The 13,779-nt window shown below is 42.5% G+C and carries 11 protein-coding genes; 7 read left to right on the top strand and 4 right to left on the bottom strand.

Annotated elements, in window-relative coordinates; all coding sequences use genetic code 11:
* Positions 1–10 precede the first annotated feature (10 nt).
* The 5 genes from DP114_RS16150 to DP114_RS16130 are packed head-to-tail and all read left to right on the top strand — an operon-like array spanning position 11 to position 1,944.
* Positions 11–262 carry a hypothetical protein gene (locus DP114_RS16150; protein ID WP_169265617.1) on the top strand — a complete coding sequence of 84 codons (252 nt, stop codon included), beginning with the start codon at positions 11–13 and terminating at the stop codon, positions 260–262.
* Positions 259–537 (top strand): monovalent cation/H(+) antiporter subunit G, encoded by a 279-nt coding sequence (locus tag DP114_RS16145; RefSeq protein WP_169265618.1) that lies wholly within the window; start codon positions 259–261, stop codon positions 535–537. Before DP114_RS16150 ends, DP114_RS16145 begins: the two co-directional genes overlap by 4 nt.
* Positions 530–1,138, top strand: a complete 609-nt coding sequence (locus tag DP114_RS16140; protein ID WP_171976574.1) for a DUF4040 domain-containing protein — start codon at positions 530–532, stop codon at positions 1,136–1,138. Before DP114_RS16145 ends, DP114_RS16140 begins: the two co-directional genes overlap by 8 nt.
* A complete protein-coding gene (locus tag DP114_RS16135) occupies positions 1,135–1,800 on the top strand; it encodes a Na(+)/H(+) antiporter subunit B (protein WP_171976573.1) in 666 nt (221 codons plus the stop codon). Before DP114_RS16140 ends, DP114_RS16135 begins: the two co-directional genes overlap by 4 nt.
* A gap of 3 nt (positions 1,801–1,803) precedes the next feature.
* Positions 1,804–1,944 carry a hypothetical protein gene (locus tag DP114_RS16130; RefSeq protein ID WP_169265620.1) on the top strand — a complete coding sequence of 47 codons (141 nt, stop codon included), beginning with the start codon at positions 1,804–1,806 and terminating at the stop codon, positions 1,942–1,944.
* Between the two features lie 242 nt (positions 1,945–2,186).
* On the opposite strand, the gene DP114_RS16125 is transcribed toward DP114_RS16130, so the two are convergent.
* Both DP114_RS16125 and DP114_RS16120 read right to left on the bottom strand, forming a co-directional pair.
* Complete coding sequence (locus tag DP114_RS16125; RefSeq protein WP_246163226.1) at positions 2,187–2,915, bottom strand: DUF928 domain-containing protein; 729 nt, start codon at positions 2,913–2,915, stop codon at positions 2,187–2,189.
* A 68-nt stretch (positions 2,916–2,983) separates the two neighbouring features.
* Positions 2,984–5,494, bottom strand: a complete 2,511-nt coding sequence (locus DP114_RS16120) for a CHASE2 domain-containing protein (protein ID WP_246163223.1) — start codon at positions 5,492–5,494, stop codon at positions 2,984–2,986.
* 743 nt (positions 5,495–6,237) lie between these two features.
* On the opposite strand from DP114_RS16120, the gene DP114_RS16115 reads away from it, so the two are divergent.
* Positions 6,238–11,037: an nSTAND1 domain-containing NTPase gene (locus DP114_RS16115; protein ID WP_171976571.1), complete on the top strand. Its 4,800-nt coding sequence runs from the start codon at positions 6,238–6,240 to the stop codon at positions 11,035–11,037.
* 227 nt (positions 11,038–11,264) lie between these two features.
* Positions 11,265–11,534 carry an RNA-binding protein gene (locus DP114_RS16110; protein ID WP_169265623.1) on the top strand — a complete coding sequence of 90 codons (270 nt, stop codon included), beginning with the start codon at positions 11,265–11,267 and terminating at the stop codon, positions 11,532–11,534.
* Positions 11,535–11,623: 89 nt separating this feature from the next.
* Here DP114_RS16110 and purT read toward each other — a convergent pair whose 3' ends face one another.
* Both purT and DP114_RS16100 read right to left on the bottom strand, forming a co-directional pair.
* Entirely contained in the window at positions 11,624–12,802 is a 1,179-nt protein-coding gene (gene purT, locus DP114_RS16105) for a formate-dependent phosphoribosylglycinamide formyltransferase (protein ID WP_169265624.1), read from the bottom strand.
* 70 nt (positions 12,803–12,872) lie between these two features.
* Complete coding sequence (locus tag DP114_RS16100) at positions 12,873–13,370, bottom strand: pentapeptide repeat-containing protein (RefSeq protein WP_171976570.1); 498 nt, start codon at positions 13,368–13,370, stop codon at positions 12,873–12,875.
* Between the last annotated feature and the right edge of the window lie 409 nt (positions 13,371–13,779).

Here is a 13,779-nt window from a genome sequence, read left to right as displayed (position 1 = left end):
GGAAAAAGGTATGAACCTGATACTAATTGCAATGATTCTGGCTCTACTCATACCCTTCTACGAGGCTTGGAAGGATGATGATATCTGGCAGACGATGTTGGCATTTTCAAGTATCGCGAGCAAGACATCAATCATGATTTTGGTTGTATCCGTCTTGCGGGATGATTGGATGATCGGTGTTACAGGGGTAATCATCCTGAGCGTAGGTAATGCCGGATTAATGTTGTTGGCACAAGTCCTTAAACGAATCAATGAAGTATGATTAACGTGCTTAGTTATATCTGTATAGGTGTCGGAATCTTCTTCTGGTTTTGGGGAACCTTTCCCTTACTGGGCAAGCGATCGGTATTATTTAAGCTGCATAGTCTTTCAGTTGCAGATACTCTTGGATCGATGAGTATCATCATCGGGCTGCTCCTGAAGAGACCGAACGAATGGCCGCTGCTCATCCTCGGCCTCATCTCCTTGGCAATCTGGAATACAGTCCTGGGGTATGTATTGGCATACTGTTCTAGTAGTGGGGGTAACTATGAATGACAATGATATCTATGTCATAACCGCCCTGCTGCCGTTGTCTGCGTTGATGGTGGTACTTCAGGTCAATCCATACCATGCCCTAGTCATCCAGGGAATACTGGGAGCGGTGGCGACATTGATATATGCGGTTTTGGGGGCGGCGGATGTTGCTTTGACCCAAGCATTGATGGGTACCCTGCTGGCGATTACGCTGTATGCGATCGCCGTGCGTTCATCCCTAGTCATGCGTCTTGGAGTGCTAAAAAATACACCAACAGATTCTGTACAAGACGACAAAGCCAAACGCCGTTTTGGGCAACTCATAGATGACTTACGAACAATTTTCGGCAAACGCTATATGCGTCTTGAGCTAGTCCCGTACACGAACACACAAACCTTACATCGAGCGCTGATGGACAAAGAAGTCCATGCGACCTGTGCCCCCCGCTCGCCATCAGAACACGATAACCAAGACGACGCAGCGTATGAGACCGACAAGGAACCATTACATACCGCGATCAGAGTCCGACGCATTTATGACATCATCCAAACCGAAGTTTCGTCACCAGGGATAATCCTGATCTATGTAAATGTACCAGACTCAGGGGAGGAACATAAATGAAATGGGTTTACATTGCAGCGGGGATAGCGCTGTTCGTCAAAATGCTGCTCATACCCAATCCGGAAGGGGACTCATCGCATATTTCTTCTATCGTCGAAGCGGTTGTACAAGATAGTGGGGTACCCAATGCGGTTACGGCTATAATTCTTAGGAATCGGCTGTTTGACACTATCTTTGAAGTGGTGGTATTCACGATTGCGGTAATGGGTGCCCATTTTCTGCTGGCGAATGAAAGACCGTTCTGCGCGATTTATCAGTTCACCGATCAACCCTCCATTGTGATGGCGCGTCTGGGAGCGACTATTGCGGCGTTGGTAGGTATTGAGCTAGCGATTCGGGGACATCTGAGTCCGGGCGGTGGTTTTGCGGCTGGGGTGGCTGGTGGAACGGCGATCGGACTTGTTGCGATTACCTCATCAACGGAGTGGATGCAGGCGATCTACAAGCGCTGGAACGCCGCTACATGGGAGAAGGTTTCGGTTCTTGTTTTCATTGTCCTGTCGGTTGTAACGCTGGCTGGAGTGGAACTACCCCATGGAGAGTTAGGCGCACTTTTCAGCGGCGGGGTTATCCCCCTGCTCAACATCTTAGTCGCAGTAAAAGTCGCGTTGGGATCGTGGGCGGTTATTTTGGTTTTTATTCATTATCGGGGATTGTTGTGAGAGATGGGAGGTGAGCGCTTTGGTGATCACACTTCAGCAGAACTCGCAACTTGGGTTAGTTTGGTGGGTGGAGCGATCGCTCCACTCACCAAACAACAAATAATTAATAAAAAAAATGAATGTATAGCTTCTAATAGAAGCTAGGGAACGCTTAACAGGGAATGCTTAACAGCGAAGAAATGCTTAACTCGTCAAAAAGTTTGAAAGTCTCGTAATCTCCATATTTTTTCATGAGTTCATGTCTTAATCTACCTGGCAACCGCTATAATTTAATCACAGATTTTCGTAGGATCAGGGCAAAAGACAGCCTCAAGCCCGTTGTCTATCTACCTCAAAAGCGCTGTAAGAAACTGGTTTTAAAAAACACTAAGTTTCTCAAATCGTTATTATTGGGGACTGTAACGTTGTACAATCGGCGCTCCTCCAAGTTCTTCCAAGTCAACAGCTTTAAACAAGCTCGTCCAATCTTTAGCTAACGTATCAGTGTCCGAAGGAGTGCGGCGGAGTTCTGCTAAATTTGTAATCGCGTCGTACCAAATATTATTAGCAGCATAGATCTTATACTCCTCTGATTTTGCACTCTTTAATTGCTGCTGAAGCTGGGGAGTTAGGGCCACTCGTTCCAGCCATGCGTCCACAAAAAAGTACTCAGGTTTTTTTTGCGGATCACCACAATAAACTCGGAAGAACCAGTGATATTTTAAGTTTTTCTTGAGAGCATATTGTGAATTTGGCGGTAAGCTAACACCTATAATGCCTGCTTTTGGTGGCAATGTTAGAGGAGTTCGATAAATATCATGACCTTGTTCATCCTGAAGGACAAACTCCCCAGAACTCAAGTTTGTGGGTAATTCAGGCAGATAAACCCAAAATGTTGGATACTCAGCAACTGTTGTTCCCAAGAACGATTTGTTATTTTTTTCTTCACCAGGTACTATAGCAGTCACAGGTTTTTTCAAGCTTGGACATCCATCACGACGACTTGTCCCTCCTCGCCGACGACCTTTGGGGTCACCGTTATCAGGAAATTTCTGGGCAAAAAGGTTTGGTGTGTGAGTGATTTTATTCTGGAATGATTGTTCTGGGTTTGCTTGCACTTGTAGTGGGTTATTCATAAGCCCAAGACTTAGCAAAAGGATACTACAAGCTAGTTGATAGTGTCTTTGAAGTAATTTATTTTTGCTCATATTCGAGAGTTCCAACGTTTTTTGCTGTTGCTAGCATGGGTGGACGCTAGTATCTTCAACACAACCGCACAAGACACTAATGCTAATGTTGAGGGGACGAGTGGAATCCACCCCGCTTGAGTAAATATACCAAAGCAGATACCAAAAAGTATCAACAGCGCTATGGCGATCGCTAATCCTATATGAAGTGGCTGTAATATTCGCCAAGATATAATACCGCCCACCAATGACCAACCCCATACCCACAAGGCTTCCAACCATTGCGACCACCACCACATCAGAGGTCTACCATCCAAAACAGCACTGAGAATATGGCTGACCATGTGCGCTTGTAAAAATACGCCTGAGGTTTGCTTTTCTTCATCTGGGGCGTTAGCAGTGTATGGAGTTTCCCAATCATCAGGAGAACTGGAGGCGATGACGCCAATCAGAACGATGCGATTCTTCACTGACTTGTGCAATAACTCAGGAACAATCTCCTCATTCAGAAGTTCTTTGAGAGAGATTTTTTCCGCAATGTTAAGCAGAGAGGGTAAAGAACGATAATTGAGCAGGATTTGATATCCTGATGCATCCACTCCTTGGTAGCCGCTTGTATGCGATTGTAAGCGCTGAAAAACAGTGTCTCCTATTTGCAAATTTTTGTCGGGATTAATATCCCATTTCATACCTTGTGCATTTAAGTAGTGCTGTGCTAGCTGAAAGCTCAAAGCATATTGTGCTGCACAAGGAGATTTTAAAGGAGGGGTTAATTGGACAAGTTGGCGACGAAGAACTCCATCTGTGTCAGCCACAAAATCACTAAAACTAATGCGTTCTTTTGAGACTTTAGGAGAAGCAGGAGTCCCATCAGGTGCACCATCATTAGGAGCAGAAACTTTGCACACTGTAAATATGCGCTTGTCTTGCTGCAAGACTTCGCTTAATTGTGGATAATTAGGATCAACGGGGAAATCACGATAAATATCTATACCAATAGTTGCTGGTTGATATTGCTTCAGTTTTTGCAAGAGTTGACTGAGTGCTTGGTCTGATAATGACCAACGCATATTCATTTTTTTGTTGATTTGATACTGAATATCCGCTTCATCAATAGTAACTATTAATAAACGCGGGTCTGGCTTTTCATTAGGCGATCGCAGATGCATTAAATAGTCATAAGAATGTAGTTCCCAAGGTTGTAGCATCCCCAAATGACGCACCCCTATAATACTGCTGGCTACTAGAACACTTGCTAGCAGAAGGGTAGAGAGACGCTTGGCTGCAAGAATTAAGCGATGTCTATCTAAGAGATTCTGCTTTATTGTTCTGGAAAAAGAATAGGTTTTATCGGATGCAGAACCTTGTTTAGTTTCTGAAATCGCTACTGAAGAGCCTACCCCTCGATTCCAAACCATCGGCGGTTCAGCAGGATTTTGGCAAATCACGGGTAACCAAGTGGCGCAGGGATATTCTCCTTCTAATCCTTGGAGTCTTTCTCGTGCAGAACGTACCGCAGTATACAAAGACTCTCCCTGTGAAAATTCAGTAAGAAAATACTTTAAAAATTCTTGAGCGATGACGTTCGGTACTGGCTCACGCATGACAATAACTTGAGGAATATGTAATTCCTGTAGCTGCTGTGCCAACCCCAAACCATCACAAGAGTTAAAAATCGCCAAATATAATCCACGACTGATAGCTTGCTTCAAACCATACTTTAATTGGTCAAGAGTAATTATGTCTTTATGATTGAGTTGTAGGGAACCTTTTTCTTGAGTGCAAGAACTATGGCCCGCAAAAAAAAGAATATCCCAATTTTGTTGCCATAGCTGGTTATTAAACTCGTCTAACGTTGGCTCTACTAAAAATTTAATTTCTGCACCCGTTAGTAAAATCTCTAAAAAAATTCTATCCTGACTAATATCAATTTCTTGAGTGTTACCAAATATTGCTAGTATTCTAATTGTAGACTTTAGATTTATTTGACTTTTTTGTCGCTTTTGATACTCGGATGCACTTAAGGCAACTTCTGCAAGAGGGTAATCGTCAAAGAAATTCCACAGATGCCAGGGTAATCGTCGCAATACACTGTCATTTGTTTCTACAATGAAGCGAATCTCCTCAGATGGTTGGAAATGTGTGCGTAATTGTTGTTCAATTTTGCGAAATTCTACCGAATTGAGCCATCGGTTTAAACAGTTGTAGACTTGCTTGCATAACTCGTGAATCTCTACTTCAGAAATGTTAGTAACGCTATCTTCTTCAATTTCAAATGTATCGTCAATGTCGTCAATTTCCTCGACACCAAGACGTAAAAACGGACGGTAATAAAAAGCAGAATAAAGTGATTTCCAATTGCGATAAAGTTCAGGAATTTCTGGTGCTGCGGGCAAGCTAGCACTAAATTTCATTCGATAGATATTCTCTTCTTCCCCAATATATGCTGTGACAACGGGAAAACCTTCATATAAATTTCCTTGACCCAAATTTAAAACTACCAACCTATTCATAGGTGTCTGAGACATTCGAGCAAAAAAGTGTAAACTTTTACAGCTATTAACATTGATTCGTTAAACTTCATTTAAATTTTCTAATATATACTCAGCCAAAAATGCTACTACTTTATTCCTGTAGCTTTATGTGTATAAAAAAGCATATACGGATTAACTTTCTGGCTTTTTTACCTTACGGATTACCCAGTTGCTGTAGTCTATGAAACCCGAGTCGAGCACTGGCTCACTTTTGGCGCTCCCTAAACAATACTAATTATGTGTCAGTGCTCTTATATTTTGCATTCATCCGTACAAACTGTGAACAATTTAAAATTCGCGCCAGAAAATTACGTCCTTTGTTTTTACTTTACTCGAAATCTCACGAATGGCAGCCCTGACTCTTAGTCATCTAATTGACATGTTAATTTGGTAGATACAAAATGTCAGTCATGAGGATGCCAGCAAATATCAAGCTAATTACTATCAAACTTCACAACTCTTAAAAGATTCTACGTTAGTTCAATCTGAGAATATCATACAAGAGATTGAACAAGATGACAATTTGCTTATAGACTAGACAAGTAACGATTGATCTCATAACAACTGAATTTCTAAATCATGAAAAAAATTATTCTCTACTACAGTAGGAGAACTTACGATTGCGAAATGAAATAGATTGATTCATAATTCTTATCTTTAATGTGAAGATAGGAAAAAAAACTGATTGAGTGTGTAGCAAAGAGCATAGCCGCAAATAAAAAACAGAAGTCTTCTCCATGAGTAAATCAGTTGTTATTAACTTAGGACGCGGTGATTTAAACAACGGATTCCCAAATGTTACTGCTCGATTATGGTCATCAGGAAAATCCCTTGCACAGCAATTTATTGGTAGCTTACCCCCAACACCATTTTTAGTACAATTATTACATAATTGGCAGTCAAATTATAAAAATATCTGTGGTCGCCAACAGTTGCGTTCTTCATTGATTGAAGAAGATGACGAACTGGAAATTGACGAAGACGGCCTCACAAATGTTTCCGTTGTCAGTTTTGACGATGTGTGCCAAAAATTACAGGAAAAGATTAACGAGTGGCTCAAGTCTAGTGGATTTCTGAATATAGAACGGCAACTGCGATCGCAACTACAACCCACAGAAGAAATTCGCGTCATTATTGAAACCGATGATAACTTAATACGGCGATTACCTTGGCATCGTTGGGACTTCTTTAATGATTATCCCAAAGCAGAAATGGCGCTTTCCCAAACAGAGTATAAATCTCGGGAATTATCAAAATTAAAATTACATAGAAAGAAAGTTAGAATTTTAGCAATTTTAGGTAATAGCCAAGGTATCGATTTAGACAAAGAAATCAAGTTTCTTAATAGTTTAGAAGATGCAGAAATAATTTTTATTGTCAACCCCTCTCGTCAAGAATTTAACAATCTTCTTTGGCAAAATGATGGCTGGGACATCCTTTTTTTTGCGGGTCATAGTCAAACAGAAGGTGCAACAGGCAAAATTTATATTAATGATAATAAAACTAATAACAGCTTAACAATTGAACAGTTAGAAGAAGCTCTCAAAGCTGCGATTGATAATGGGTTACAACTAGCACTATTCAACTCCTGTGATGGGTTAGGATTGGCTAATGCGCTGGAAAAATTGAGTATTCCGACAGTGATTGTCATGCGGGAGCCAGTGCCAAATCTAGTAGCACAGGAATTTTTTAAGTATTTTTTAGAATCTTTTGCAATTCAACGACTGTCTTTATATTTAGCAGTTCAACAAGCACGCAGAAAGTTGCAAGGTTTGGAAGATGATTTTCCGGGTGCTTCTTGGTTACCTGTGATTTGTCAAAATCCAGCCGTGGAACCGCCGAGTTGGCTAAATTTAGGCGGAGTTCCTCCGTGTCCTTATCGTGGGTTATTTGCTTTTCGCGAGGAAGATGCTCACCTGTTTTTTGGGCGGGAACATTTTACACACAACTTGGTGACGGCGAGCAAAAGAAAGCCGTTGGTGGCGGTGGTAGGTCCGAGTGGAAGTGGTAAGTCGAGTGTGGTGTTTGCTGGGTTGGTTGCTCAGTTACGCCAGGACTCATATACTGACTGGCAGATTGTCTCATTTCGTCCAGGTCATAATCCTTTTGACGCCTTAGCAGGAGCATTGACTTCTAGCGTTGGCGAGGCTTTATTGCTTCAGTGTCTTCAAAAAGGTAATTTAAATAACAATCTATATCCTAAATTAACTGGTCGTCGCCTGATTGAATTAGAACTAGAAATAGCACTGCAACAAGATCACAAAGTTTTATACAAAATTATTGAAGGTTTTGTCCGGCAAAACCCGAAAACTCGTCTGGTTATAATAGCAGACCAATTTGAAGAACTCTACACTCTTTGCTCACAAGAAGAACGCCAAGGTTTCTTAGATGCATTACTCCATGCAGTTCGGTTAGCTCCAGCATTTACTTTAGTTATGACCTTAAGGGCTGATTTTTACGGATATGCCCTTTCTTACAGACCTTTTAGTGATGCATTGCAAGGAGCAGTCCTCAATCTTGGTCCAATGAACCGTGAAGAATTGCGATCGGCGATTGAACAGCCAGCCGCACAAATGCAGGTGAGACTAGAAAAGGAGTTGACAAAAAAACTAATTAATGATGTTGGGGAGCAGTCAGGACGTTTACCATTGCTGGAGTTTGCTTTAACACAACTGTGGTCAAAACAGACAGATGGGTGGTTGACTCATGCAGGCTACGAGGAGATTGGCGGTGTCGAGGAGGCTTTGGCTATCCACGCCGAAGCAGTGTATGCTCAGCTTGATGAAGCAGACCGAAGTCGGGCGCAGCAAGTGTTCATGCAGTTAGTGGGTTTGGGGGAAGGAATCGAGGCTACGCGGAGATTGGCAACTCGTGATGAGGTGAAGTCAGAAAACTGGGATTTGGTGAGGCGCTTAGCTGATGCACGTCTTGTGGTAACCAACCGCAACGAGTTATCGGGTGAAGAAACGGTGGAAATCGTGCATGAGGCGCTGATTAGAAGCTGGGGACGCCTAGAGGGGTGGATACAAGTTGATGGTGAATTTCGCTATTGGCAAGAGCAGTTGCGATCGGCAATTCGTCAATGGGAAAGTAGCGGTAGAGATGAAGGAGCACTACTGCGTGGAAAGCCACTCTCCGATGCAGAATACTGGCAGAGCAAACGCATAGACGAACTGAGTACAGGGGAGAGACATTTCATACAGCTTTCTTTAGCATTGCGGGATAACGAGCTAAATAAGCAAAAGCGTAGACGCCAACTTACTATCTTAGGACTCACAGGTGGCTTAGTGGGAGCTTTAATGCTGGCTGGGGTAGCGTGGTGGCAATCCCATAAAGCAAGCGTCAGCGAGATCCAAGCTGTGACCAAATCTTCTGAAGCATTGTTTGCCTCGAATAACAGATTGGATGCGCTTATACAAGCAATTACAGCGAAGGAGAAATTAAAAACAATAGGTACGGTAGATGCAAATATCCAGGATCGGCTTGAATCAGCTCTAAAACAGGCAACTTATACGGTGGTTGAACATAACCGCCTGATAGGGCATGGCGATAAAGTTAACGCAGTCGCCTTCAGCCCCAATGGTCAGCTCATAGCCACAGCAAGTAGTGACAAAACAGTCAAACTCTGGAAGCAAGATGGTACTTTGCTTAACACTCTCGTTGGACATAGTGATAAAGTTTATGGAGTAGCGTTCAGTCCTCAAAGTAATATCATTGCCACGGCAAGTGGGGATAAGACAGTCAAACTCTGGAAAGCCAGCGATGGTGCTTTGCTGACTACTCTCAAAGGACATAGTGATAGAGTTTACGGAGTTGCGTTCAGTCCTCAAGGTAATATCATTGCCACAGCAAGTGTGGATAAGACAGTCAAACTCTGGAAAACTAGCGATGGTAATTTGCTGACTACTCTCAAGGGGCATGGTGCTACAGTTTACGGAGTCGCTTTTAGTCCTGTTCGCGTAGCGTCCCCGCAGGGGTTTGGTCAAGTGATTGCCTCAGCAAGTTGGGACAATACAGTCAAACTGTGGAAGCTTGATGGTACTTTGGTTAACACTCTCATTGGACATAGCGATAAAGTGAATGCAGTCGCGTTCAGCCCAGATGGTCAACTGATTGCTACAGCAAGTTGGGACAAAACAGTCAAACTCTGGAAACGGGATGGCACTTTACTGACTACCCTTTCAGGACATAGCGATAGAGTTTACGGAGTTGCGTTCAGTCCTGATAGTGATACAATCGCCTCGGCTGGTTGGGACAAGACAGTCAAACTGTGGAAACGGGATGGCACTTTGCTGACTACCCTTTCTGGAAATAGCGATACTATTTGGGGGGTAGCGTTCAGCCCAGATGGTAAGACAATTGCTTCGGCAACTAGCGACAAAATAGTCAAACTCTGGAAGCGCGATAATATCTTGCTGACCAAGCTGAATGGTCATAGTGGTGGGGTTTATGGAGTCGCGTTCAGCCCCAAGGGTGAGATAATTGCCACAGCAGGTGACGACAACACGGTGAAACTCTGGAGAGCTAGCGACGGCACTCTGCTGACGACTTTAAAGGGACATAAGGCTGGAGTTTGGGCAGTAACGTTCAGTCCTGACGGTCAAACAATTGCCTCGGCAAGTAGCGACAAGACAATCAAACTCTGGAAGCGAGACGGCACTTTGTTGACTACCCTTAAGAATCATAGTGATGCGGTTAACGCAGTTGCGTTTAGCCCGGATGGTAAGATCATTGCCTCAGCAAGTGACGACAAAACGGTAAAACTACAGAAGCTAGATGGTGAGTCAGCGCTACAGGAGGGTATCCCTCGTACCGGCTCTGGCGAACCCCGTTCGCGTAGCGTGCCCTTTGGGCATAGGGGCACTTTGCTAACTACCTTGAGACATGATGATGAAGTTTGGGGAGTAACGTTTAGCCCAGATGGTCAGACAATTGCCTCAGCAAGTCGAGATAAAACGGTAAAGCTTTGGAAGCCAGATGGTACCTTGCTGACCACCCTTCCTACGGAACGCTACGCTAACAAAGGTCACAATAGCGGAGTTTTCGGAGTAGCGTTCAGTCCGGACAGTCAGACAATTGCTACGGGGAGTGAAGATAAAACGGTGAAACTGTGGAAGCGAGATGGCACTTTGCTGACTACCCTTCCTACGGAACGCTACGCTAACAAAGGTCACAATAGCGGAGTTCGGGGAGTAGCGTTCAGCCCCGACGGCAAAATGATTGCTTCAGCTAGTGACGACACAACGGTAAAATTCTGGAAACGAGATGGTACTTTGCTGACTACCCTCAACGCTCATAGGGCGATGGTTTGGAGAGTGGCGTTCAGTCCTGACGGTAAGACACTTGCTTCAACGAGTGACGACAAGACAGTGATTCTGTGGAATTTGGATCGTGTTCTAGATACAGATAAAGTCGTGAGCTACGCTTGCGATTGGGTCAAGGATTATCTGAGAACGAATGTACAGGTGCACCAGAACGTTAGCACGGCTCCTTTACAGGAGGCTCGCCGTTTCTGTAGTGGGGTTAAACCTCAATAGCTTCAAGCAACATGATTACATTTTCGGCATTTTTCTCTCCTTAGTGCATAAGTTAATTCTGCTTACACCTAATAAAGAGTGTAGAGGCAAAGCTCTGTTAGCTAAACTAACCTTCAGCTTTTTTGATAGAGCTTCATTCTACATAATCAAACTTTCTTCAATGCGTAAATCCTACGCTATTGTTGCAGTTTTGATGATCTTTTTGTGTAACTTTTTTGGAGAAAAATATGACTTTACTAGTTGGTAATCTTCCTTCTGAAGTAACTGAGGCAAATTTAAGAGAGCTTTTGAGAAAATTTGGCAGAGTCGGAAACATTGACATTTTTCCTGAAGCCAGTTTTGCAACAGTAGCAATTGAAGGCGAAGTAAATGAGGAGTCTGCTGTTGAAGAACTCAATGGCGTGGAAAACTTTGGGCAGATACTTAAATTTTTCAAATCAGATTTACCCGACCAAGTGGTAGGTGGAAGCCGCGATCCAAAGGGACCAGGAGGCTGAAGCAATCCCAAGTCAACCCCCACATTTCATGACGACGGAGGGGTACCAGCGCTAAAGTACAATCCAAACAGAGCAGACCGAAAGATGAATTAGGGTTGGTATTTTAATTTGATTTTACTTGCAGCTCTATTCGCCTTTTCGCGAGCCTCTTGAATATCACTTCCTTTAGCCAAAGCGACTCCCATTCGGCGATAAGGATGGGCATTAGGTTTACCAAATAGCTTAATGTCCACATCTTTTTCTGATAGCGCTTCGGCTACACCTGTATAAGCAATAAAATCTGATTTTTCCGTAGCTAAAATAACAGCACTCGCTGAATAACCCAACTGTTCTATATGAGGAATTGGCAATCCTAAAATCGCTCTCAAGTGTAATTCAAATTCGTTAAGATTTTGCGAAATTAATGTCACCATTCCTGTATCATGAGGTCTAGGGGAAAGTTCCGAAAAAATGACTTCGTCCTTAGTGACAAAAAACTCAACACCAAAGATTCCTGCCCCTCCTAATGCATCGGTGACTTTTGTAGCGATTTCTTGGGCTTCAAGAATCATTTGTTCTGAAACTTCTGCTGGTTGCCAAGATTCTTGATAATCTCCTCTTTCTTGCCGATGTCCGATAGGAGAACAAAAAATTGTCGGTGCATTCCACTGCTTAATTGTTAGTAAAGTAATTTCTATCTCAAAATCAATGAATTCCTCGACAATCACCTTTTGACTGTCACCTCTGGAATTGGCGATCGCATAATTCCACGCCTTCTCAACCTCACTCTTTTCTTTAACTACAGATTGCCCTTTGCCAGAAGATGACATCACAGGTTTTACTACATTAGCAAACCCAATTTCATCAGAAACTGCAACCGACTCTTCTAAAGTTGTCGCATAACCATACTTAGCAGTGCGAATACCTAATTCTTTATGTGCTAGTTCTCTGATTCTGTCTCGGTTCATTGTATAGTTAGTCGCGGCTGCAGTTGGTATAACTGTAATTCCTCGGTGCTCAAATTCCAAAAGTTTTTCTGTTCTAATTGCTTCAATTTCTGGTATGATGAAATCAGGCTGATATTTGCTAACCACTGCTTCCAAATCATCAGCACTTAGCATAGAAATAACTTCCGAACAGTCAGCAACTTGCATAGCTGGAGCATTAGCATAGCGGTCAACAGCAATCACATAATTGCCAAACCGTTTAGCAGCAATAACAAACTCTTTGCCTAGTTCTCCAGAACCTAGCAACATTAATTTTTGGGGTAGTTTCATCGAATTATTCATTAATTTTTCCTATTTATTTACAATTTCAAAAACTTTCTTTACTTCTTTTATACCTTTGTACTTCGTTATTTTAATCATCTTCTTCCAAATACTTGAATATAGCACCGCGAAGCCGTAAATCTTGGCGCTGAATTTTTGTCAATCCAATTCCTTCTCCAAACTCACACTCTTCTATAAGAGCACTTAACCATATAGTTTCATTCAGAGTAGCACCGTTCAAATTAGCATTTCTCAAATCTGCGTTTGTAAAATTGGCAAATATGAGGTCTGCATTCACGAAAGTACTTCCTCGTAGGTTTGCACTTGATAAATTACCACGGATAAAGTTGACTTCATCTAAAATCAAGTAAGATAAGTCTGCTGCCATTAAATTAGGGAATTTCAGCTGACTGGGATTTTTCAAAAACCGCATGACACAGGCTATATTGGCTTCATTAAGGCACATCTTGGTTAAAAAATCATAGCGGGCTATTCCAAGTTGCTTAAGAATTTCTAGACGCTGTTGGGGATTTTGTTCTAAAAACTGAATAGCGCAACTACGCAAGTTTTGAGTAGGAGTATGGAGCATAATCATCAAAATTTTGTAATCTTATCGATGTTTCAAATCTTTCTTGGCTAGTTCTTTTGTGCAGCTACTGAAAAGCTTTGCTATCATCAGTAGTGTGTTAGTGATAGATCTAACATATAGCAATCCTAAATGAGTTGTAAAAATTATTTTTTGAACGAACCGCCAAGTCGCCTTAGCGTAGCGTGCGCCTTAGCGCATAGGACGCCAAGAAAAGAGAAAAGAGAGAATTTTACGAATGATTTAGGATTGCTATATTAGCAGATATTTATGTCAATACAGTTGCTGTTAGTCGTATTTAAGATCCCCCAACAGAGTTAAAAAGGGGGCTTAGTTCCCTCCTTTTTAAGGAGGGGTAGGGAGGATCAACCCTTAAGTGAACTGTATTGATACTTGTGTAAAAATTCATGCG

Source organism: Brasilonema sennae CENA114, assembly GCF_006968745.1.
Taxonomy (GTDB): domain Bacteria; phylum Cyanobacteriota; class Cyanobacteriia; order Cyanobacteriales; family Nostocaceae; genus Brasilonema; species Brasilonema sennae.
Note: the sequence above shows the minus strand (reverse complement) of the source record. Positions and strands in the feature narration are given on the sequence as shown.